The 20817-nt window shown below is 66.6% G+C and carries 24 protein-coding genes and 2 tRNA genes; 15 read left to right on the top strand and 11 right to left on the bottom strand.

Annotated elements, in window-relative coordinates; translation table 11 throughout:
- Positions 1–33: 33 nt before the first annotated feature.
- Positions 34–942: an MspA family porin gene (locus ACLQ3K_RS02370; RefSeq protein WP_425996693.1), complete on the bottom strand. Its 909-nt coding sequence runs from the start codon at positions 940–942 to the stop codon at positions 34–36.
- A 497-nt stretch (positions 943–1439) separates the two neighbouring features.
- On the opposite strand from ACLQ3K_RS02370, the gene ACLQ3K_RS02365 reads away from it, so the two are divergent.
- Positions 1440–2627 carry a DUF2599 domain-containing protein gene (locus ACLQ3K_RS02365; protein WP_425996691.1) on the top strand — a complete coding sequence of 396 codons (1188 nt, stop codon included), beginning with the start codon at positions 1440–1442 and terminating at the stop codon, positions 2625–2627.
- Positions 2628–3084: 457 nt separating this feature from the next.
- A complete protein-coding gene (locus tag ACLQ3K_RS02360) occupies positions 3085–3777 on the top strand; it encodes an LppU/SCO3897 family protein (RefSeq protein WP_425996689.1) in 693 nt (230 codons plus the stop codon).
- Positions 3778–4075: 298 nt separating this feature from the next.
- Here the strand turns inward: ACLQ3K_RS02360 and ACLQ3K_RS02355 are convergent, their stop codons facing one another.
- Entirely contained in the window at positions 4076–4483 is a 408-nt protein-coding gene (locus tag ACLQ3K_RS02355; RefSeq protein WP_425996687.1) for a hypothetical protein, read from the bottom strand.
- Positions 4484–4691: 208 nt separating this feature from the next.
- Between ACLQ3K_RS02355 and ACLQ3K_RS02350 the strand changes: the two genes are divergently transcribed.
- On the top strand, positions 4692–5345 hold the full coding sequence (locus ACLQ3K_RS02350; RefSeq protein WP_425996685.1) for a hypothetical protein: 654 nt from the start codon (positions 4692–4694) through the stop codon (positions 5343–5345).
- Between the two features lie 106 nt (positions 5346–5451).
- On the opposite strand, the gene ACLQ3K_RS02345 is transcribed toward ACLQ3K_RS02350, so the two are convergent.
- On the bottom strand, positions 5452–5913 hold the full coding sequence (locus ACLQ3K_RS02345) for a DUF3761 domain-containing protein (protein ID WP_425996683.1): 462 nt from the start codon (positions 5911–5913) through the stop codon (positions 5452–5454).
- On the opposite strand from ACLQ3K_RS02345, the gene ACLQ3K_RS02340 reads away from it, so the two are divergent.
- Positions 5831–6379 (top strand): site-specific integrase, encoded by a 549-nt coding sequence (locus tag ACLQ3K_RS02340; protein ID WP_425996681.1) that lies wholly within the window; start codon positions 5831–5833, stop codon positions 6377–6379. The genes ACLQ3K_RS02345 and ACLQ3K_RS02340 overlap by 83 nt on opposite strands.
- A gap of 62 nt (positions 6380–6441) precedes the next feature.
- Here ACLQ3K_RS02340 and ACLQ3K_RS02335 read toward each other — a convergent pair.
- Positions 6442–6518: transfer RNA gene (locus ACLQ3K_RS02335), tRNA-Ile, on the bottom strand.
- A 256-nt stretch (positions 6519–6774) separates the two neighbouring features.
- Between ACLQ3K_RS02335 and ACLQ3K_RS02330 the strand changes: the two genes are divergently transcribed.
- From ACLQ3K_RS02330 to ACLQ3K_RS02310, 5 genes are all read left to right on the top strand, one after another.
- Positions 6775–8673, top strand: coding sequence for a carbohydrate-binding domain-containing protein (locus ACLQ3K_RS02330; protein ID WP_425996679.1), 1899 nt, complete (start codon positions 6775–6777; stop codon positions 8671–8673).
- Positions 8674–8775: 102 nt separating this feature from the next.
- The gene (locus tag ACLQ3K_RS02325; protein WP_224647665.1) at positions 8776–8961 is read left to right on the top strand and encodes a hypothetical protein; all 186 of its coding nucleotides are present in this window, start codon (positions 8776–8778) and stop codon (positions 8959–8961) included.
- Positions 8962–8991: 30 nt separating this feature from the next.
- Positions 8992–9819, top strand: coding sequence for an adenylate/guanylate cyclase domain-containing protein (locus tag ACLQ3K_RS02320; protein WP_425996677.1), 828 nt, complete (start codon positions 8992–8994; stop codon positions 9817–9819).
- A 146-nt stretch (positions 9820–9965) separates the two neighbouring features.
- The gene (locus ACLQ3K_RS02315) at positions 9966–11546 is read left to right on the top strand and encodes a hypothetical protein (protein ID WP_425996675.1); all 1581 of its coding nucleotides are present in this window, start codon (positions 9966–9968) and stop codon (positions 11544–11546) included.
- Positions 11547–11646: 100 nt separating this feature from the next.
- A tRNA-Asn gene (locus ACLQ3K_RS02310) sits at positions 11647–11719 on the top strand.
- A 782-nt stretch (positions 11720–12501) separates the two neighbouring features.
- On the opposite strand, the gene ACLQ3K_RS02305 is transcribed toward ACLQ3K_RS02310, so the two are convergent.
- Positions 12502–13071, bottom strand: a complete 570-nt coding sequence (locus ACLQ3K_RS02305) for a recombinase family protein (protein ID WP_425996673.1) — start codon at positions 13069–13071, stop codon at positions 12502–12504.
- Positions 13072–13229: 158 nt separating this feature from the next.
- Positions 13230–13598 (bottom strand): winged helix-turn-helix transcriptional regulator, encoded by a 369-nt coding sequence (locus ACLQ3K_RS02300; RefSeq protein WP_425996671.1) that lies wholly within the window; start codon positions 13596–13598, stop codon positions 13230–13232.
- A 95-nt stretch (positions 13599–13693) separates the two neighbouring features.
- On the opposite strand from ACLQ3K_RS02300, the gene ACLQ3K_RS02295 reads away from it, so the two are divergent.
- Together ACLQ3K_RS02295 and ACLQ3K_RS02290 are read left to right on the top strand one after the other, a co-directional pair.
- Positions 13694–14548, top strand: coding sequence for an SDR family oxidoreductase (locus ACLQ3K_RS02295; protein WP_425996669.1), 855 nt, complete (start codon positions 13694–13696; stop codon positions 14546–14548).
- 60 nt (positions 14549–14608) lie between these two features.
- Complete coding sequence (locus ACLQ3K_RS02290; RefSeq protein WP_425996667.1) at positions 14609–15265, top strand: MBL fold metallo-hydrolase; 657 nt, start codon at positions 14609–14611, stop codon at positions 15263–15265.
- 111 nt (positions 15266–15376) lie between these two features.
- Here ACLQ3K_RS02290 and ACLQ3K_RS02285 read toward each other — a convergent pair whose 3' ends face one another.
- Together ACLQ3K_RS02285 and ACLQ3K_RS02280 are read right to left on the bottom strand one after the other, a co-directional pair.
- Entirely contained in the window at positions 15377–15670 is a 294-nt protein-coding gene (locus ACLQ3K_RS02285) for a hypothetical protein (RefSeq protein ID WP_425996665.1), read from the bottom strand.
- 200 nt (positions 15671–15870) lie between these two features.
- Positions 15871–17061, bottom strand: a complete 1191-nt coding sequence (locus ACLQ3K_RS02280) for an MFS transporter (RefSeq protein ID WP_425996663.1) — start codon at positions 17059–17061, stop codon at positions 15871–15873.
- Here ACLQ3K_RS02280 and ACLQ3K_RS02275 point away from each other — a divergent pair.
- From ACLQ3K_RS02275 to ACLQ3K_RS02265, 3 genes are all read left to right on the top strand, one after another.
- On the top strand, positions 17047–17445 hold the full coding sequence (locus ACLQ3K_RS02275) for an ArsR/SmtB family transcription factor (RefSeq protein WP_425996661.1): 399 nt from the start codon (positions 17047–17049) through the stop codon (positions 17443–17445). The genes ACLQ3K_RS02280 and ACLQ3K_RS02275 overlap by 15 nt on opposite strands.
- Before the next feature lie 335 nt (positions 17446–17780).
- Complete coding sequence (locus ACLQ3K_RS02270) at positions 17781–18140, top strand: hypothetical protein (protein ID WP_425996659.1); 360 nt, start codon at positions 17781–17783, stop codon at positions 18138–18140.
- The gene (locus tag ACLQ3K_RS02265; protein WP_425996657.1) at positions 18137–18427 is read left to right on the top strand and encodes a hypothetical protein; all 291 of its coding nucleotides are present in this window, start codon (positions 18137–18139) and stop codon (positions 18425–18427) included. The genes ACLQ3K_RS02270 and ACLQ3K_RS02265 overlap by 4 nt, the downstream gene beginning before the upstream one ends.
- Before the next feature lie 148 nt (positions 18428–18575).
- On the opposite strand, the gene ACLQ3K_RS02260 is transcribed toward ACLQ3K_RS02265, so the two are convergent.
- The 3 genes from ACLQ3K_RS02260 to ACLQ3K_RS02250 all read right to left on the bottom strand — a co-directional run bounded on the left by ACLQ3K_RS02260 (position 18576) and on the right by ACLQ3K_RS02250 (position 19884).
- Positions 18576–18974 (bottom strand): hypothetical protein, encoded by a 399-nt coding sequence (locus ACLQ3K_RS02260; protein WP_425996655.1) that lies wholly within the window; start codon positions 18972–18974, stop codon positions 18576–18578.
- Between the two features lie 69 nt (positions 18975–19043).
- Positions 19044–19649 (bottom strand): class I SAM-dependent methyltransferase, encoded by a 606-nt coding sequence (locus tag ACLQ3K_RS02255; RefSeq protein WP_425996653.1) that lies wholly within the window; start codon positions 19647–19649, stop codon positions 19044–19046.
- Positions 19606–19884, bottom strand: coding sequence for a hypothetical protein (locus ACLQ3K_RS02250; protein WP_425996651.1), 279 nt, complete (start codon positions 19882–19884; stop codon positions 19606–19608). Before ACLQ3K_RS02250 ends, ACLQ3K_RS02255 begins: the two co-directional genes overlap by 44 nt.
- 156 nt (positions 19885–20040) lie before the next feature.
- Here ACLQ3K_RS02250 and ACLQ3K_RS02245 point away from each other — a divergent pair, with 156 nt between their 5' ends.
- Positions 20041–20814 carry a helix-turn-helix domain-containing protein gene (locus ACLQ3K_RS02245; protein WP_425996649.1) on the top strand — a complete coding sequence of 258 codons (774 nt, stop codon included), beginning with the start codon at positions 20041–20043 and terminating at the stop codon, positions 20812–20814.
- Positions 20815–20817: the final 3 nt, after the last annotated feature.

Below are 20817 nucleotides of genomic sequence, written 5' to 3'. Positions count from 1 at the left end.
CACGGTGTGGTGGCGGGCCTCTCGGTCACAGGCTCAGCGACCAGCGGGCACCGGAGCCGCTGATGCCGTCGAGACGGGTTTCGCCGCAGGTACGGGCTTAGGTGCTGACGCCGCTGGCTTCGCGGGCGCGACTGGCTTTGTCTCAGGCTTGGCCGCGGCCTGCCCTGGGATCGGCGCCGGGTTCGGGTCTTCCTTGACCTTCACGGTCGGGGGCTTGCGGGCCGGGCCCGGGTTGTCGCGCTCGATGAAGATCGGCTTGCCGTAGGTGGTAGTGGCGGAGTCGCCGAGCTGGGTGGAGATGCTGGCGGTGGCGTACATGCGGACCTGGACGCCGCCCATGCAGCCGTCGACGGCGGCGCGGGTCTCGCGGGTGGTGACATACCCTGCGGTGCCCTCGAGGCTCTTCTTGGCGATCGGGAAGTCCTTGGCGGTGCCGGGAGCGAGGGTGCCGCTAATCGTGCCGCTGGTGGTGACGGTGTCACCGAGGGTGGCGGAGATACTGGGGGTGACCGACGCGGTGACCGAGCCGCCGCCGTTGCCGCCGTTCGAACCGCCTGAGCCCTGGCCGGTCCCGGAGAGGGTGCCGGAGACGCCGGGCGTGACGGAGCCGTTGACCGCGTTGCTCGCCGTCCCCGAGATCTGCAGGCTCTGAGGGTTCACGGGGCAGGCGAGCGTCATGCCGACGGTGATCGTGGCAGCCTTCACCTTGGTCTTAGGCGGCTTCTTCGGATCGACAGGGTCGATGGTGGCCTTGCCGGACACGCTCACGAAGCTCTCGTATGAGTTGAGCCCGCGCCCCAGGGGGATCACCGACCGCAGGTCCATCCCGTAGATGTACGCGCGGATGATCCAGCCGTCCGGGGTGGTGACCGCGCGGGTGGTGTCGGCGAACAGGCCGGTCTTCGTCTGCCCGAACTGCAGCGGCACGTCCGGTGCGGGCAAGGGAGCCGCAGCGACAGCGCCGCCAGCAAGCACGACGCCCGATGCCACGATCCCGACACCCGCACGGCGGAGACTGCGCCGGGCGACCCTCTCGCGGGATTTCTGCTCGAGGTTTCCGCGCCGAAGCGGGGGTCGGGTGGGTCGTCGGGTCATGTGGAGGCTCCTCATTGCTGGACGCCGATCGTCGGCTGACATCTGTGACTAATGTGACTAATGATGCAGATGTGACAGCGAGAGTCTGTAGGAAGTTTGTTGGATCCGTCAAGTAGATCCTGTGAAGACGCTGATCAGACGGTACGCACAAGTAACGAGACCGGGCTGTGCGACTGTGTACTTCCGACTCTTGAGGCCTGCTGCCCGAGCGGGATCACAGCAGGCAGAAGGGCTATTCATCTCCAGGTTCGCTAGCGCGAATCAGGAGCCCGTGTTAGTTTTCGATCGACGTTGACAAACTTCGGGTGCCGCTGGGCGGCTCCGCAGTCGCAGAGGTGTGGGGTATGAGAACGCTGTACGGCAGGAAACTCACGTTGTTGGAACGATGGTGCCGGGCGATCCTGGCCTTGGTTGTCGCCGTACTCGTGGGTGCGTCGGGGACGCTGGCCGGAAGTGACCTGCTTCCCGCTGCGACGGCGCTGCCGTGTCCAGACGGCTCACAGACCTGCGGCCCACAGCCGACGCAGGACCCGGGGCCGACACAGGGGAACCAGGTGCCGACCACGGCTCCGCAGGCGCCGCAGACGACGATCCCGCCGAACACGGACACCGGCGGCCCGACTCCGCCGACTAACGGGAACCCCGGCTTCCAGGGCACCGTGCAGGCGATGCCGACGCCGGACAACCCGAGCGGCTGCATCGTCAACTGCGGACCGACGCAGACTCAGGCGCCGACTGAGTCACCAACTCCGGCGCAGGCATCGCCGACAACGGGCGCGCAGACCACCATTCCAACGCGCAGGTCAACCGCGCCTCCAACATCGAGCACAACAACCGCGATCACCTTGCCGTCGACGACAGCCCCGGGATCAAAGCCAAGTCAGCGATCGGAAGATAGCAAATGTCTCGATCTGTTTAGGGAGGCGTACGCATCGGACTCGGCCGCCGACTACGGTTTGGACATCGCCACACTGCGCGGCGGCAGCGGGCGCTCCGTCCTTACTTGGGGCGGTGGCCAACGTTGGGTTCAGGACCCGACCGATGGTGATCGAAACATTCCCGATAACTGTTCGTGTCATGATATGCCCCGGGTGTCGATCTCCGGACCATCGAGCGGAGATGGATGCGAACATAAGGCGGTTGAGCGTGTCAACTGGGTCATTCCCGACTCAAAGACCGACGAAAAGGGTCGCAACATGCTCCAGCTTGTCCCCACTCAAGACCTTAGAAATGTTGCTCGAGCGACTCCGTGGCCTTCTCTGCTGGCGGTCGATGATCCGCTTGAACTTCGAAATTGGGCAAGCAGGCCAGCTGAGACGGTGCCATATCTAGCCTGGAGAGAATTTAAGTGTCAAGCGCTCGCGATGGGAGTTCCTGAAGATATCGTGAACACTAAGACGGTATTCCAGCAGTATCTGTGTCACTTCATTGGCGTCGAGAAATTGAAGCCCGGAAAGCAGAGTTGGAATTTCGAGCCACAGATGGTCGCGGCCGGCACCTACAAGACGTCGCTCGCGCGATGCAATCTATAGGCGGGCGGAACCTCATGCGCGCTATTGAAATCAAACTTTGGATATCCCTCGCTCTGGCTACGGCGACTCTGTACATTCAGATGGAATGGAGGCAGCTGGACTCTGCGTTCGCAAACGCATGGATCATTGTTGGAAGCCTTGTTGTTGCGTACCAAGCGGCGCTTCATTTGGCGCTAATATGGGTCGCGCGAACGACAAGGAGAACCGCGTTCCGCGATCGCAGGCAGATAGTATTTTTCGAGACGGCTCTCTGTGTCGGATCGCTTATTCCGATAGTCCTGGGTGCGAACATCGTTGCAATATACGCGTTCTTTATCGTGAGCGTTCCGCTTGGGCTGCTCGCACTTCCGATCGCATTCGCGGTCGAGCGGAGTGAGGGCTCTCGGGTAGCCGCCTCAAAGGTCGAGACTGCTGAAGGTGGTGACACCGAATAATGGATGTGCGATACGCCCTCCCCGTGTTCTTCGTGTCCGTGCTGGTGACTTCACTCTTCACGTACGTCATCAATCGCTTTCGCCGGCGTGGATTCGTGACAGAGTCGGACGTTGAATCACCGACTCCGAATTATGTTCGTGTACTTGTCAATATGCTTGTCGTGGTGGCGATTGCACTCACAGTCGTCGCGGTCATGTTTGGTCAGTCGATACACCCCGACCCTGTTCATGAATCGAGCGGCGGGGTTGTTCATGTATCTGCCGCTATTCCTGGGCAGATGCCGAACAGCCCGCAGAAGATCGGAGACTCGCCATCGACCGGCGATTGTCTTCGGATGGAGGGCGCCGACGACGACACGACCGTGGTCAATTTGGAATGCGGCCACCCAGACGCTGCATTCAAGGTGATCGGAGTCGTTTCGCGCCCTTCCGGATGTCCGCAGGACGCAGATCAGCGCTACTTCCAATCTAGGACGAGGCCGGCTTATGCGCTGTGTCTGGACTACAACTGGCAGACGGACCGCTGCATCTCAGTCGACTACACGACGGGCGTGGTTGCGAACGTCCCGTGCGATAGAAAGAGCGCTAAGAACGCGCGCACTTTCCGGCCGATCGAGATCTACTATGATGTCGAGGGTGGCCGGGCCCCGGAATGCAAGTATCCACAGATTCCTCATCAAGCCCGCAAGTACTCTGTTTGCGTTGCCGTAAGTTGACCGAGTTCTGCGTCGCTCGGATCCATTGCGGAAGATGCATCAACGTTCCCGTGTCCGCTCCAGGGGTTTCCCTCGGTCGAAATCGCAGGCGATTGGGCATGAGGCTGCAGGCAACTAGGGCGGACGGTGTCGTCTTCGATCCGGACCGGCGAGAAGAGGTGGTGCCGAACGTGCCGGCGCCCGAGCCTGAGACCGCGACCCTCTATGTGCGGTAGATCGATCGGAGAGCGCCCGTCACCGCGAAGGTGACGGGCGTTCAGGTGCCACTTGGCACCTGTCTACACGCCGGGTAGACGCCTCAGCGGGCGCGGTTGAGCTCGTCGACGTACTCGCCGACCCAGTAGAAGTCGCGGTTTCCGAGTTCCGGCCGGGCGCTGAACACCGGTCCGTCGTTCACGCGGACCCGCAGTGTGCGGTCCTTGGGCAGCTCGTCGGTATCGGTGTCGGTGCGGTGCCTGAACCCCGCCTGCACCATCGCGGCGTGCGGCGTCAGCTCGCCGGCGAGCACCCTCTCGTGCAGCTCCGGCGCGCCCGTGGGGAGCTTGCGCAGGGCACGGTCCTTCGAGGTCCCGTCGGGCCGATCGACCTTGTTGATGTTATCCACGAGGTCGGTCCGTTCGCCCTGCCGCCCTCGCAGAGCGTCATCAAGCATGTCTCGCAGGAGCAGGTCGTCGCCGATGATGGCGCGCAGGGTCTGCGGCGTCACGCGCGTGCGAATCGTGGACAGCCCGGCGGGGGAGAACGCGGCGATGCACTGCGCCGCCCGGAGGGCCGCCCGGGCCGCGGGGCGGCGTCGTCGCGGCGTGAGCGGCCGGCGCGTTTACCCCGCGCCAAGAGGTCTACTAGCACGCGGCGCGAGATTGGGGGCGAGGGCGCGGTCGGGCGCTCCCGATCACGCCGAAGGGATACGCGCTATGAATCGCTGGGGACGCCGCCTGTTGACCGCCGCTGTATCGACTGCCGCGGTCGTCACCGCCGTCCCCGGCGCTGCGCAGGCGGAGTGGAGCCTCGCGCCCGGCGACACGATCATGATCGCCGGCGACGGTGAGTGCTCGGTCGGCTACTTCGCGAGCGACTCCGACGGCTACTACATCGTCACCGCGGGGCACTGCGCGGACCACACGAACGTCGAGGTCACCGCTAGCGGCGTGGTGATCGGGAAGGTTGTCGCCGGGTTTCAGGAGTGCCAGGCCGCGGGCGGGAAATGCGCGCGCGGGAAGTACGGCATCACGATCATCGCGCTGTACGAGGACACGCGGCCGACGCTCAAGCACTGGTGGACCTCCGTCGGAGACGCGCGTGTGGACGACGAGGTCTGTATCAGCGGCTCGGGGGATCGGCGCACTCGCTGCGGGATCGTCGATACTGCGACGAGCACGCTGACTAACATCACCGGTGCGCAGTCGATCCCCGGTGACAGCGGATCGGGTGCGTGGGGCGGCCCCGACCACAAGCTGGTCGGCCTGGTGATCGCGAGCGATGTTGACGAGACGCAGATCCAGCCGATCTCGGACGCGCAGGCCAAGGCGCGCAAGCTCGGGTACGACCTGTCGATTCTGACCGCGTGAGATGAGATCGTCATCGTCGCACCTGGCGACCCCGCCGTGAGAGGCCTCCGCTGCGGTAGACCCCTCACCGGCACGGACAGCGTGCAGGTACGCAGGGACGACCAGGTTAGCGGCGGCCGGACGAGCGGCTGCTCGTGGACTTACCCGACGATGAGCTGCGAGGCTTCGTCTTCGAGGTCGACGTCCGCGTCTTTGATGGCTTCGACGTGCTGGTGCGGGGCTTCGTCGGCTTGGCCGAACTTGTTCGGGGCTTCGCCGTCGAGCCCCGGCCGCCGGTTCCGCCGTGCCGGGAGCAGGTGCCGGTCGCGGTCTGGCTGAACGAGTACGTGCCGTCCGCGCAGCGGACGCGGGATCCTGCGCTGCTCGCGGGGCCTGACGGGCGCTGGACGCAGTTGCCGGCGGCGTTCTCGTAGTAGTTCGAGCCGCATCGGTTCGGTACGGCCTGGCTGATGGCGACCGGTGCGACCCCGAGAACGAGGAGGGACTTGTGGACCCTGGCGCTGTACGGGCTGCGACGCGGCGAGATCGCGGGCCTGCGGTGGGAGAACGTGGACTTCAAGTCCGGCACCGTGACGATCGCCGAGACCCGCGTCGAGGGCGGCAAGGGGGTCGGCGTGATCGTTGAGACGCCGAAGTCCAAGACGTCCCGGCGTGTGCTGCCGCTGCCCGACGACGCCGTGGCGGCGCTCAAGTCCGCCAGGAAGCACCAACGTGCCGAGAAGTTGCTCCTGGGCTCTGACTACGGGCCGGGGGACTACGTCGCGTGTGACGAGGCGGGGGAGCCGCGTAGTCCGTCGTGGCTGACCGATGCCTGGGATCGCCTGCAGCGCGACCTAAAGATCGACCGGGTGCGGCTCCATGACGCGCGGCATTCCTGCGCGACGCTGATGCACATGCGGGGCGTGCCAATCGCGGTGATCGCTGCGTGGCTTGGGCACAGCTCGGCGGCGTTCACAATGGCCACCTACGCGCATTCGCAGGATGAGGCGCTGAAGGCGGCTGGACAGAGTTTCCGACCAGTTGAGGCAATCTGAGGCGCTGAGCCTCCAGAGAGGGCCGGTCTTGGTGGGGGTTATCGCTACGAACTGGCCTTTCCTGGTGGGGCAGGTGGGGCTCGAACCCACGACCAGCGGATTATGAGTCCGCGGCTCTAACCGACTGAGCTACTGCCCCCGAGCCGGTCGTCCTGATCATACGAAGCGTCTCGTCGATTACAGGCCCTGACCAGCGCGGATACAGTAGCACTGCGCGGCTTCGTCGTCTGCATCGGCCCGAGCGCGCGGGGATTGCGGGCGCAGCGAGTCATACGCCATCGGTGTTACGACTGTTGCAATTGTGGTTCAATGCTCTTCGATGGGCGGATGTGACTGAAGTGACTCAGTGACTTCCGACGATGCTTCAAGACAGCGAGCACCCCGAGGAGTCCGCCATGGCCAGGAGAAACTGGTCCTTCCGCATCACGATCGCCGCGCTCGTCGCGGCCCTGACCGCGACGTGCCTGGCCGCGACGGCGAGCGCGGACACCACCGTCGGCCCCTCGGGCATGACCGTGACCCCGTCCGGCGCCGGCGGCCAGGTCTCCGACTGGCGTGCCGGCACCGTCATGAAGATCTGGAGCAGCGGCGGCGTCTCGATCCCCGTCGTCACGGCGAACGCCGGCGGGAAGTTGGAGGTCCGCGCGCGCGGGGAGATCTGTCGCGGTGCGCCCGTGATGGCGGTCAAACGCGCGGGCGTCACCCTTGCCACGCTCACTCTCGCGTCCGGGTGGAACACCTACTCCGTCGGGCTCGGTGCCCAGACGGGCTCGAGTCCCGTGACCCTGGAGTTCACCAACGACTACCGGTGGTGGTTCTGCGATCGGAACCTGTACATCGCGAGCGTCGCGGTTCGCGACGGTGCGGTGACCCCGACTCCCACGCCCACCCCGACACCGACGACCACGGTGCCCACGACGACGGTGCCGACGACGACCGTCCCGACGACGACGGTGCCCACCACGACGGTCCCGACGACGACGGCGCCCACCACGACGGTCCCGACGACGACGGTGCCGACGACGACCGTCCCGCCGACCGGCTGCCCGGTCAACCAGTTCCAGGCGCGGTACTTCAACAACACCTCGGCGACCGGGACCCCGGTCGCGGTGCAGTGCGAGAACGCCCCCGGTGGCTCCTTCACCGGCCAGCCCCTCGCCGGCGTCAACGCCGACAACTTCTCCGTCGACTACAACGGCGTCCTCACCTTCCCGCAGACCACCACCTACATCGTGTCGGCGACGCTCGGCAACGTCGGCGCACGCGTCTGGCTCGACGACGCACTCGTCATCGACAGGGCGACTCCGCAATGGGGTACGACCAACGTCCCGCGCACGGTGTCCGCGGGACAGCACCGAGTGCGCGCGACCTACCTCAACACCTCGGGGATCGCGCACTTCGGCGCCTCGTTCTCCCGGGCGACGCCGAGCGCGCCGTCGAACAACGGCAACTACTTCGCGGCCGATTCCTTCTGGAACCAGCCCGTGCCGCCCAACGCCTCCGTCGATCCGCGGAGCCCCGGGTGGGTCGCCGCGGTGAACGCGAGTAGCAACGGCATCTCGGTGAACAGCCGGGACTGGACGACCACGGTCTACAACGCTCCGCCCGGAACGCCGACCACCGACATTCACGTGAGCAATTCCAATCGCCGACTCACGATTCCGTATCTGTCGTCGTATCGGCCCACCACGGACGGGGATGCGCACCTCGCGGTGATCGACGACGCCACCGGCTGCCTCTACGAGTTCCAGACCTTCAATCAGTGGAGCCGGACGGCCAACGCGTCGGCGACCTACCGGGTGTACACGGGATCCGGCGGTCACACCGCGGGGCCGAGTCACGCGGGCGGCGATCTGTCCTATCTCGCGGGGATGATCACGCCGCAGGACGTGCAGGCCGGCGTCATCGACCACGCACTGCGGTACGCATTGCCGGGCGGCTCTCCCACTTTCGTCTACCCGGGCACGCGGTCCGACGGCTCCGTGCTGGGCGGCGTGCCGCAGGGGACGCGCCTCCAGCTCGACCCGAGCCTCGATCTCACCCGGTTCGGGCTGACGCCCTTCCAGCTCATGGTCGCCCGCGCCCTACAGGTGTACGGCGGTTTCAACGCCGATCACGGGGACGTCTTCGCGTTGTACGCGCGCAGCACCCTCGACGGCACGACGTACGCCCAGGCACCCCAGGGGCTGCCGGACGCGCTGATCCAGCACATCCGGTTCCTCACGCCCACGATCTCGTCGCCCGACGTCTACCTCGACCGCGCCGACGACCCGGGCTGCAACCAGCAACGCTGACCGGGCCCGCCGATCGGCGCGTCGTGCGCCAATTCCTCCCGCCGCGTGAGAACGACGCCTAACCTGTGGCTCAGGTCACTCGAATCGAACGAGGGGGTCGGAGTGCTCGATCACTACGACGTGCGCAGCGGTGAGTTCAGTCTGGGAATCCGTCCGCCCGCGGGCCGGCGAGCAGGCCTGGGGGTGTGGCGCGTGATCAAGGCGGTGCTCAACTCCGCCGCCGAGCTCGACGTCTACGTCTGCGCCGCGCGACACGGAGCGCACGGCGAGCGCTGGGCACCGTCGTAGCACCGGGACCGCACGGCTAGTCTCGGTCGCATGGCCGACGACGCACGCCAGCTGCCCGACGACGACGGTGCCGCGGCCGACGCGGGTAAGGGGCGGAAGCTGCTGGCCAGGGGTGCGGAGGCCGCGCACCGCGCGAATCGCAGCGCGGCGATGACGGGCCTCGTGCGGGCCGCGCGGGAGAACCTGCCCGGCGGGCCCAAGAAGGACCTGTTCCAGCCCGATGCGCAGTCGACGGAACGGCTGGCGAGTCTGGTCGATCGCATCGTCGGCGACGAGCCGACGGTGACGCGCGAGCTCGGCAACCTGGCGACCGCGACGTGGCAGGCGATGATCAGCCGCCGCGACCGCGACTACCTGCCGCCGAAGCCCATCACGATCCTGTTCACCGACCTCGTGGCGTTCTCGACCTGGGCCCTGGATCGCACCGACGACGAGATCGTGCGGCTGTTGCACGCCGTCAACCGGACGACCGCGGAGATCGTCGGGCGGCACGGCGGCGTCGTGGTCAAGACCATGGGCGACGGTGCCCTGGTCGCCTTCGACGGCGAGACCGCGATCGAGGCGGCGTACGAGGCGATCGAGGCCGTCGGGGCCATCGAGGTGGCCGAGGGCTACCGACCGACACTGCGCGCGGGCCTGCACACCGGCACCCCGCGGCGGGTCAAGGGCGATCTCATCGGCGTCGACGTGAACATCGCGGCACGCGTCGCGGAGGCGGCGAACGGGGGCGAGGTACTGGCCTCGGAGACCGTCTTCACCATCGCCGATAAGGCCCACTACCAGGTACGACCGCGCCGATTCAAGGCCAAGGGCGCGCCCCAGAAGCTACAGGTCTTCTCTGTGCGCCCGCTGTACTGAACCTCCGGGATTTCCCTGAACTTCCCGAAATACCAGAGCCGGGCTGTAACGAACCGTGGCAAGGTCCCTATAGAGCGTGTGACTTGAGTCCTAGAGTCCAGCGGCGGCCTTCGTGCCCCGTCTCCATTTCCAAGGATGGGAACCAGATGAATACGAAGAAGATCGGAGCCGCGTCGTTCGCCGTCGTGGCCGCCGCCGGCCTCCTCGCCGGATGTGGCAAGTCGACCGAGGGCGACAGCCCCGTCGCCTTCTCGCCCGTGACGGGCGACCAGTTCACCGCGAACCCGGGCGCCTTCCAGACCGACGGCGTCGCCGTGCCGCCCAAGGAAGTGACGATGGTGGGTAACACCGTCGCCGCGCAGGCCGTGGCGAACTCCGGCCTGCCGCAGGGCACGATCACGTCGACCGCGAACAACACCACCGTGTACTACCCGCCGGCCCCGTCGATCCCCGGCCTGCGCGTCGCGCCCCAGCCGGCGCCCCCCGCGCCCATGGTGCGGCCGGCGAACTACAAGCCGTGGAACTACACCCCGGCGGAGATCGCCGTCTACCAGCAGATCTGTGAGACGGGCTCCTGGAAGCAGACCGCGTCCGGCCCGGGTGGCACCGTCAGCACCGAGGTGCAGACCCAGACCTGCTACACCCTCTACGGCCGCCAGCTCGGCGTGAAGCCGTGGCACCCGAGCCAGCCGCGTCCGTGGCAGCGCCCGGATTACCCGAAGCCGTGGTTCTCGGCCGACTTCAAGGTCGACGTGCCGGTCTTCTGGGTCTACCCCCAGAACTGGACCCAGCCGCGCCCGCAGCCGATCATCTCGGTGTCGATCAGCCTGAACCTGGGCAACAACCCGTACCGCCGCGTCAACCCGGCGTGGGATCAGCCGTACTACCCCGTGTGGGCGGTCACCCCCGGTCGCGTGATCGACGTGCGTGACCAGGCTCGCGTCGTGGCGCCGATCTACACCACCACGACCACCACGTCGACGACCACCACGACCACCACCACGACGGCGCCCGTCTTCCCGGGCACGGTTCTCGCCCCGCTGCCGACCTCGGCGACGGTGGTTCCCGTGACCGCGGTGCCCGGTGCGAAGGTGACCGGCAACGTGAACCTCGACGCGAACGTGACCGTTCCGACCGCCGCCGCGCTCAAGGGCGCGACGATCCAGGCCGGTACCACCGCCTCGCTGAACGCGGCCGTGGGCACCTCGGTCGAGGCGACCGTCGCGAAGCCCAGCTCCGACAACGGCAATCGCGTCGCGGTCGACGGCAACGCCGGCGCGACCGTCTCCGGCGGTGCGGGTGCGGGTGCGACCGTGACCGGCGGCGCCGGTGCGGGTAACGGCACCGTCACCGGCGGTGCGGGTGCCGGTGCGGGCGCCACGGTGCCCGGCGGTGCGGGTGCGACGGTGTCCGGCGGTGCGGGTGCGACCGTGACCGGCGGTGCCGGTGCGGCCACCACGACCACCACCAAGCCGGCCGAGCGCCCGGCGACCCCGACGCAGACGCAGACGCAGCAGCCCACGCAGACGCAGACGCAGACCCAGGAGCCGACGCAGACGCAGACGCAGCAGCCGACGCAGGCTCAGCCGACGACCACCACCCCGGCCGCGACCCCGCAGGCCGCGACCCGGACGCAGACCCAGGCGCCGACGGCCACCAAGCCGGCGACCGCTCCCACCTGCACCCCGGCTCAGGTCGAGGCGGGTACCTGCTCCACCGGTAACTGATCGCCGACGCCCTCGGGGAGACCTCCGGCAGGCCCTCTGACCTGCCGATTGGTCTCCCCGAGCGCGTATGCGCTAGAGTCTCTTCTCGGTCAAAGTTCAATCCCCCATAGCTCAATTGGCAGAGCATTCGACTGTTAATCGAAGGGTTACTGGTTCGAGTCCAGTTGGGGGAGCAAAGAAGCCCGCAGGTCACTGCGGGTTTTTCTGTATCTGGAATCGCTTGGGACCTTAGTGGGACCGCCGTGATGCAGTTTGAAGGCGCAGGGGCGCACGTGGGCTGTTGGGGTAGGGGAGGGGTCCTCGACGTGGTTGCACAGCTCATCGGCGCCATCTTTGTCGCGGCGCTTCTGCTATCCATAGCGCTCGAGGTTCGACGCCTCAGCCATGAGCCCCCCGGCCCCGGCGACTACCAGCTGGGTGGTGCAGGAGTGCGCGCGCGCAGCTTCGTCTCTGGCTCTGGTTTGCATCGTGGTCGGCGCACTGGCTGCGGACGAACTCCAGATTCCCCGTTGGTGGGTCTCGGTCCCAGCGTTGGGCGTGATCACCGTGGCAACGGCCGTCGACTGGGGGCTGCAGAAGCCTCTTCGTGTTAGTCGCCTACTCGTGATGTTCAGCACGACCTTCGTCCTAGGTGCCACGATCGCAGCGGTGACGGCGAAGGAAGGGGTCCGGTCGTTCGACTCCGCAATCGGATGGGTGTGCTTTGCAGTCGGGCTCCTGATCTGGCGCGAGATGTGGAATCGGTACCTAATGCCGACCGTCACTCGCCTGAAGGACGCGGACGGTGCTCGCGAGTTCTACGCGGTCGGCGAAGGTGCCGCGTCGGTCGCGGACCTCGCGCCCACTTTCGGACGACAGGCCGTTGGTCCGTTTGAGACCCGTTCGGACGCTGAGAAGTGGATCAAGCGCCAGCGAGGCGGCTCCTGGTCAATCGCCGGGACGGAGCAGGAGGTCTTCACTCCCGGGCGAGGGCGCGGCGCGCGGTGGACTCGCTGCATCCGAGGGACTCAGCGATGACCTTGTAGGGCTCCCCACCGGCGTGCAGGAGGCGACCGTGGCGAATCTGTTCGGCGGAGAGGCGCGGAGGGCGTCCAAGGCGCTGCCCACGCGCACGTGCGGCCTCCAGGCCGTCCCGGGTGCGCTCAGCGAGCTGTTCACGCGCCATGGTCGCCAGAGCCGCGAACACCGTGTAGGTGAACCGTCCCATCGGTGTACCGGTGTCGATGGCCTCGTTGAGTGACACGAGGTCCACGCCGCTACGGCTGAACCCTTCGGCCAACTCAAGAAGGTGAGTAGTCCCACGGGACAGCCGAGACAGGCTGTAGACCACCACTGTGTCGCCCTGCCTGAGATCTGTCAGCATGGCGTTGAGTCGGGGCCGGGAGACCGTGGCACCGCTGACACCGTGGTCCACGTAGACCGAGTCAACCCCGGCGGCATCGAGTGCACGAAGCTGCAAGCTCTCGTCCTGCTTGTCGGTGCATACGCGGGCGTAGCCAATCCGTCGGCCAGTCTGTTCGTTCATGGTTCAACGGTGTCGCAAACCTCTGACTCGGTGTTGTGACACGCATTCGCGCTCAAGACTTTTGACACCGGTATATGACAGTCCGCCACCTGGAGTCCAGGTCCTCGACGGCCTCTGTCAAAAACGGTCGTTTTTGCGATCGGGCACTTCGGCCAGGCTCAAGCGGAGCCATCGACGATGCTGTCTGCGTGGGCGCCGATCCACTCGACCAATGGCAGCATCCGTCGCATCAGATCCATGCCGAGCGGCGTGAGACTGTACTCGACGTGCGGAGGCACGGTCGGAAATGATTCGCGGCTCACGAGCCCATCGTCCGCAAGGGTCCGGAGTGTCGAGGCGAGCATCTTCTCGCTGATCCCGTCGACGGCGCGCCGAAGCTCGCCCCACCTGAGTGTTCCCGCTGAGAGTCGCATCAGCACCAGCACGCCCCATTTGCTCATGACGTGATCCAGCACCACACGGGTGTTGCAATCCTTGGCGAACGGCTCCATGAGATCAAATCCGCTGAACTGGACACTTTCTTCCATGTTGGTACCTTACATCAAAGTGGGTACCTGCAATCTGGAATGTTCTCTGGAGATGCGCAGTTGGTTCCCAAAGACCGACTGGGAAAGGGAACCTCATGACCATCCTCATAACAGGCGCAACTGGCCACCTCGGACGACTCGTGGTCGAGAATCTTCTGACACGAGGCGTTGACCCGCTACAGATCGTCGCCGGAGCGCGCGACACGACGAAGATCGCGGACCTCGTTGAACGCGGGGTCCGCAGCGTTCATCTCGACTATTCCGACTCTGCGAGCATCGCGGCAGCGCTCCGTGGAGCCGACACAGTCTTGCTGGTATCGAGTTCCGAGGTGGGCAAGCGCACCGAGCAGCACCGAGCGGTAGTTGACGCCGCCAAGGCCGCCGGAGTGTCGAAGTTCGTTTACACCAGCGCACCCCGTGCGACAACCTCAAACCTCGTTCTCGCGCCTGAGCACAAAGCCACCGAGGAAGCGGTTGCAGCGTCGGGATTGCCTGCTGTGATCTTGCGAAACAACTGGTACACGGAGAACTACGCAGCCGCGGTCGATCAGGCAGCTAAGACGGGAGTGCTCGTAGCGAGTGCGGGAGACGGGCGTGTTGCCTCGGCCAGCCGACGGGACTACGCCGACGCAGCAGCCACTGCGCTCCTTAGCGATGGCCACATCGGGGCTGTCTACGAACTCGGCGGGGACGTGGCATGGAACTACGCCGAGCTTGCTGCGGCGATCAGCGACGTTGTCGGTCGCAAAGTGGAGTATCGCGCGTTGTCTACCGACGAGCATGCCGCTGAACTCCGTGCCTCGGGGCTCGACGACCGCACCGCCACCTTCCTCACTGAGCTTGATGCGGGAATCCGAGATGGTGCTCTCGCGCATACCGACGGCACTCTCGCCCGCTTGATCGGGCGCCCAACTACCCCGTTGGTCGACGGGCTTCGTTCTCTCAGCTGAACGCCGAAGACCTACCGGCCCCACAACGACCCGCCAGCAACCCACAGAAGAGAGATCGCAATGCCCGAAATGCACGTTGCAAGCTTGGGACACTCAACAATCCGCCTAACAGCCACTGACCTCTCGATTGTTGTCGACCCAGGAACGATGGCCCCAAGTTCGGCGTTCCAGGACGTCGACGCATTCCTTGTGACCCATAACCACGCCGACCACTTCGACGCGAGTCGGGTCGCCGAGGCCCTGAGATCCGATAGCCGACTCCATGTCTGGGCGCCCGCCGACGCGTCTGAACAGCTGCGGAGCGAGAGTGTCCCAGCCAACCAGATCACGACCGTGACAAGGTCGGTCGAATTCGCAGTCGGTTCCCTACAGGTGTCCGCACTCGCTGGAGAGCACGCACCCATCTACCCGACCGTTCCAACCAGCGCGAACGTGGCCTACCTCGTTGACTCGCGCATTCTCCATCCTGGCGATGAGTACCCAGAGCTTCCTAACGGCACGACTCTTGATGCCCTCTTCCTTCCAATCAGTGGCCCCTGGATGCGACTGGCCGATGCACTGGACTATGTGAACAGCACGAAGCCGCGACTCGTGATCCCCATCCACGACGGCGATCTCAACGACGGAGGCCGCACCCTGACAGACCAGGTCACCGCCTCACTCCTGGGCGACCGCGAATACCGCCGGCTACCGAGTGACGACTCGGTAGCCCTCTAGTCTGGAGGGAGACGCCACAGCTGGTCGACAACCGTCCCAGGAGAACCCAGCCCGCGTGACCGCTGAATTCTCGCTCGCGGGAATCACTTGAACGACTCCCGCGAGCGAGGATCAGCACCGAAACAGGTGAGGTTTCTGGGAGCTCGACAGCGAGATCGCGATGCACCAAGGCGCGCCGTGATGATTGAGAACCACCTGGTTGAGGTGTGTAGTCGGCGGGACCCTGAGCTTGCCCGTCTCTAGGCGTCGGCGCAGTACCTCGAAGATGAAGTGGTCGGCTAGGCATATGAAGCCATGCTCATCGGGGAGTCCAGTTGTCACGATGAGGATCTCGTTTGAAGGGCGGTCCTTCTTCGTGATGCGCTTGAGGAACTCATCTTCAAGGAGCGCAATGTCTACGGTCACCTGTGCGGCGCCTGATGCCTCGGCCGGACGACGACGGCGACACGGACGACCTCCTCGATGGGGCTCCCCGTCGGCGCATCGAAGAGCCCGACGAGGACGAGAAGTGGTAGCGGCGTAGACCTGCTCCACCTGGACCCCCGGACCAAGGTCCGGGGGCATTCGTTTCAGATCCGATCTCGGAGGGTGCTTCTGCTCTGCCCCTACCCGTTTGCTCGGTGGCGTTCGGGTGCAGTGAGTTGGGTGAAAGCGAGTACGAGGGCGGCGAAGACAGCAGCGGATGGGGCGAGCCAGGTGGCGTCCGCGGTGGTGATGATGGCGCCGCCGGCGATGGCTCCGAGGGCGGTGCCGATGTAGCTCATGGAGCCGTTGATGCTCATGACGACGCTGATGTGGGTGCCCGCGGCGCTGACGAGGCGGTGTTGCTGGGGCACGAACAGAAGGGCGCCGGCGAACCCGATGATCAGCAGCACCATGAGCATCAGGACGAAGTGATGTTGTACGAAGGTGAGCAGGAGCGCGGCGAGGGCGCTCGCGGTCAGCCCCGTGGTCAGAACGGGACGTGCTCCGGCCTTGTCGGTGAGGGTTCCGACGACGCGGTTGCCCGCGACGAATCCGGCGCCGAAGACGAGGGAAGCGACGACGACGGCGTTCCCGTTCCGGGTGGAGAGGGCGGTGAGGACGCCGATGTAGGAGATGACGACGTAGACGGGGATGAGCACGAGGGCACTGGTCGAGAGAAGCAGCAGGATGCGGCGGTCGGTGAAGGTGGTGAGCGTCTCCCGTAGAGAGGCTGCGGGCAGTGTCATCACGGGCAGGACGAACACCAACAGGATGGCGATGAGGATCGCTGTTCCGGCAATGATGGCCATGACGCTCCGCCATCCCCACCATCCGCCGAGGACCAGGCCGAGGGGGACGCCGAGGAGGGTGGCCATGCTGGAGCCCGCGGCGATGAGAGCGAGCGAGCGGGCGCGGCGTTCGGGGGCGGTGAGGATGCCGGCGACCGCGAACGCTGTTGCTTGGAATGCGGCAGCACCCAGCGCGGAGACGATGCGCCCGGCCACGACGAGCGCAAAGGTGCCGCCGATGGCTTGGAGCAGCATTCCGGCGAGGAAGACGGTCATGCCCGCTACGGCGACGGTGCGACGATCGAGGCGGCGGGTGGTGGTGGCGATGATCGGGGAACCGATCGCGTAGGCGAGGGCGAACGCGGTCGTGAGCTGCCCGGCTTGGCCAAGGGAAACGTGCAGGTCGGCCGCGATCTCCGTGAGCATGCCGGGGACGATGAAGCCGACCACGCCCACGACGAACGTTCCCGCGGCGAGGACGGTGAGCTGCCACCGAGAAAGTGGAGCTGAAACCCCATTATTCGATGCATGTCGAATTATCACATGGTCGAGGCTAGGGTATTCTTCGATCTACGTCAAAGAGTTGGAGGGGAGTTGGCGATGTCGCGAGTGCTGCCGGAGCCGACGGTTGAGTCGTTTGATCTGACCGTGATCCTGAGTGCGCTGGCCGAGCCCGGGCGCCGCGCGTTGATGACGGCACTGTATCGGCGGGCGGCTCGCGACGAGCCGATCGACTGCATGGTAATAGCGCAGGAAGTGGATCTTGGGGTGAGCGCGCCGACGCTCTCGCACCACTACCGGGTGCTGCGCGAAGCCGGCCTGGTCCGCACCACCGCTGTCGGACGGAGCCGCGTCGTCACCGTGCGTATTACGGACGTGGAGTCCCGTTTCCCAGGGCTCCTGGATGCAACGCTCACGGCCACGTAGCCCGGGGACTACCGACGAAACTGCGGCGGAATTCGTAGAGGCGGTCGCGGGATTGAGTCTCACCGCCGATGCCGATGGGCCACCTGTGATGCTCTTCCGCGACGAGGACCCGTCGGACGCCCCGGATCGCCCCGGTGAGCCCGGGCGGCGCGAACTGTGGTGACGGCCTGACACCTGCTCCACCTGGATCCCGGACCACCTTTGGTTCGGGATTCTTTTGCTCCAACGACGATCTCGGAGGGCGCCTTGTGAGGGCAGCAGAGGCTACTTGGAGCAGAGATGGAGGCTCGCATCTGGGCCTCGACTCGGCTCATGAATCGTATTACAATTAATGCGTGAGGATCGAGATCAACCCCTTCGCGCTCCAGCACTCGATCACACCCGACGAGATCCGAACCGTGACCTCGTCACCGTCCGCGAGATACCGGGTCGAGAGCCCGACCAACCCGGACAAGGTGCTGATCCGGTCCATCGGGCGCATCGGCAACGAGCCGTGGATCGAGACCCTCGCAGAGGAGTACGAGTACGGCGAGCTGCTCCACGTCTTCCACTCGATGATCCTTCGGTACACGGTCTCGACGGAGGCGTACCACGCCACCGGCGGGGCTTTCGACGAGATCGAAGACGCACCCCAGCGGCCCATCGTCAGGCCCCAGTACACATCCGAGACCACACCACCCGAGGAGGGTAAATGAGCACCCGAAGGACCACGCAGGACGAGTACGCCGCCATCATCGAAGAGGACGCCCGCGGCGAGCTGCGCCCGGTCCCCGACGGGACCGCCGAGGTGGCCGACGACTACCTCAAGGTCAAGCGTGGGCGACCGGCGGCAGGAACGAAGCGCGAGCCCTTGATCAATCGGTCGATCAAGATGTCGAAGACGATGGACCGAGACATCGAGATCAAGGGCAAGAAGCTGGGCAAGGACAGGAGCTACGTGGTCCGCGCCGCGGTGGCCGAGTACCTCGACCGGCACCGCTGACCGCGACACCCGGGAGTTCCTCCGCGGTCAGATGACCTTCCAGGAGCTGCACACGCGGGCGCTACGGCGGATCCTGGGCCCCTGAACGCAACGGAGAGGCCCCCACTCCCGAGATTGGGGCGTGGGGGCCTCTGTCGGTCCTGGAGGCTCAGACCGTGATCAGACCCGGGCCGGAAGGGCTGGGGCCGGAGGGCGAAGCCGCGGGCGGCGGCGTGAGGTCCTGGGGTCCGAGGTCCTGCTGGTCGAGCTGGGCCTTGGTGTCCAAGGCGTTCTCCTCCTGCTCCTTTGTGGCCTCGTACATGCCGGACGTGGCCCTCGTCGCCTGGTTGAGCGCTTCGTTCGCCAGGTCCGCCTGAGCCGAGAGCGCCTTCCCGAACGCGCCGACGGTCGCCCGGAAGGGCTCTGCGACAGTGCTCGCCTCCGCCGAGGCCTGCCGCGAGAGGGTACGCAGCTCCTCGACCCGCACATTGCCGTAGCTGAGACGTTTGAACTGATCGACGGACTGCTCCTTCGACGCATCTCCTGTCACGATCTCATTATCGGGCATTTCATTTCCTTTCGAGTTACGGCGTGATCGAGTCGGGGCTGATCAGGGCGCCGGTGCTTTCCGGGGTCGCTAGCTCCGGCGGAAGGCGAGAACCGGGTAGATGGGGTCGGGCCGGTCGCCGGTGGCCTGTCCGACGCCGACGAACGAGGTCGCCGCCACCAGGTCCAGACCGTTTGCAGCGCAGTCCCGCACGAGGAGAGCAGGTCGATCCGCCGCGGTCCCGTCGTCGACGGAGGCGCCCCACGACAATCTGCTCGCCGCGCGCTTGTCCGCGGTCGTGACGAACACCCCGCCCGGCGCCAGTACGCGGGCTACCTCGTTCAGCACCGGCGTCGCATCGTCGAGCAGGTGCAGGAGCCAGATCGCCACCACTGCCGCGACGCTCCGGGCGCGCAGGGGGAGCTCTTCCGCGTCGGCTCGAGCGACCGATCCCGGAAGCCGGTTCGCGGCGTGCCGCAGCATGCCGTCGGAGACGTCGACGCCGACGACGGGTGTCCGAGACGGCGGAGCTCCAATGCGACGATGCCCGTGCCCGCGGCGGAGGCGCGGGGCATACCGCCGCGGGTTGGGTCGTAGTCGACGGCCTGCCGGTCGTAGGTGGACACAGCGCGACGATAGCTCGGGCGGCCGCTCAGGTGGTGCGCGCGCCCAGCGCCTCGCAGACTGCCGCGGCACCCAGGGCGGCCAGCAGGGCCACGTCGACCTGCTGTACCCGCCTCAGCTGCGCGCTGGGGGCCTCGGCGGCGGCCGCGAGGGCGAGGAAGGACCCGACGGACGCGGTCCCGGCGGCGATCGCCGGCCACCGGAACCGCTCGTCCGCGGCGCCGGCGAGCAGGGCGGTGCCCAGGATCCCGAAGAAGGTCGCGCGGTGCCGCAGCAGGAGCTCGGTGCCGGGGTCCGGCACCGTCACGCCCTAGGCGCGCTCGACGCGATCACGGGACAGGACGACGGTGGCGGGCAGCAGGTGCGCGACGCCCACAGCGGCGAGGAGTGGGCCGGCGATGCGGTGCGTGATCACGGGTGGAACCTCCGGTGGTCGGGGACTGATGCTCCTAGCATCGGTGAGGTGACCACCACCGCGCTTCCGGAAACGTGCGCAGTCCCGGGCGTGCTGTGGGTCTCGCCGGCGACCGCGCTGTACCTGGGGCCGTCGCTGGGGCTCGCGGCTCACTCGACGTCCGTCCACTGCCTCGTCGTCGGGGTCGACGGTCCGCTCGACGTGCAGGTGGGTTCCCGCACGGTGTCGGGCCGCAGCATCCTGGTGCCGCCGCGGACAGTGCACCGCGTGGTCGCCGAGCCCGGCGCCCGGATCCTGTTCTGTTACAACGACGCCACCGCGGTGCGCGCCCGGGACCTGGCGGCTCGGATGACCGTGCCGGGGGAGTTGGCGACGGGCCACCGCGCCGAGGCCGAGTTGCTGCGGTTGTGCGAGGAGCGCGATCCGTCGGGTGCGGCGCTGGTCGCGGCGGCGTTCGGCGCGGGGGCGCCGCTGGAGCCCAGGGTGCGGCGCTCCATCGAGCGGGTGCGGGCGGACCCGGCCGGCTGCTCCGCGAGCGCGCTGGCGCAGGCCGAGCACCTCTCCACGCCGTACTTCCTCCGCGTCTTCGGGAGGGAGACCGGAACGAGTTTCCGCCGGTACCGGCTGTGGGCGCGGATGCTGCGCGCCGCCGAGTCCATCGCTGCGGGGGCCGACCTGACGCGAGCCGCGGCGGACGCGGGCTTCGCCTCGCCGTCGCATTTCAGCGACGCCTTCCTCGCGATGTTCGGGCTCAGCGCCACGGCCCTGCTCCGCACCGGATCGCGCCTGGTCGTCGGTGCCGCACCCGGCGACTGGTCGTAGAAA

Origin of the sequence: Tsukamurella sp. DT100, assembly GCF_049844855.1 — a bacterium.
Classification (GTDB): domain Bacteria; phylum Actinomycetota; class Actinomycetes; order Mycobacteriales; family Mycobacteriaceae; genus Tsukamurella.
This window is presented reverse-complemented; position numbering and strand designations above follow the sequence as displayed.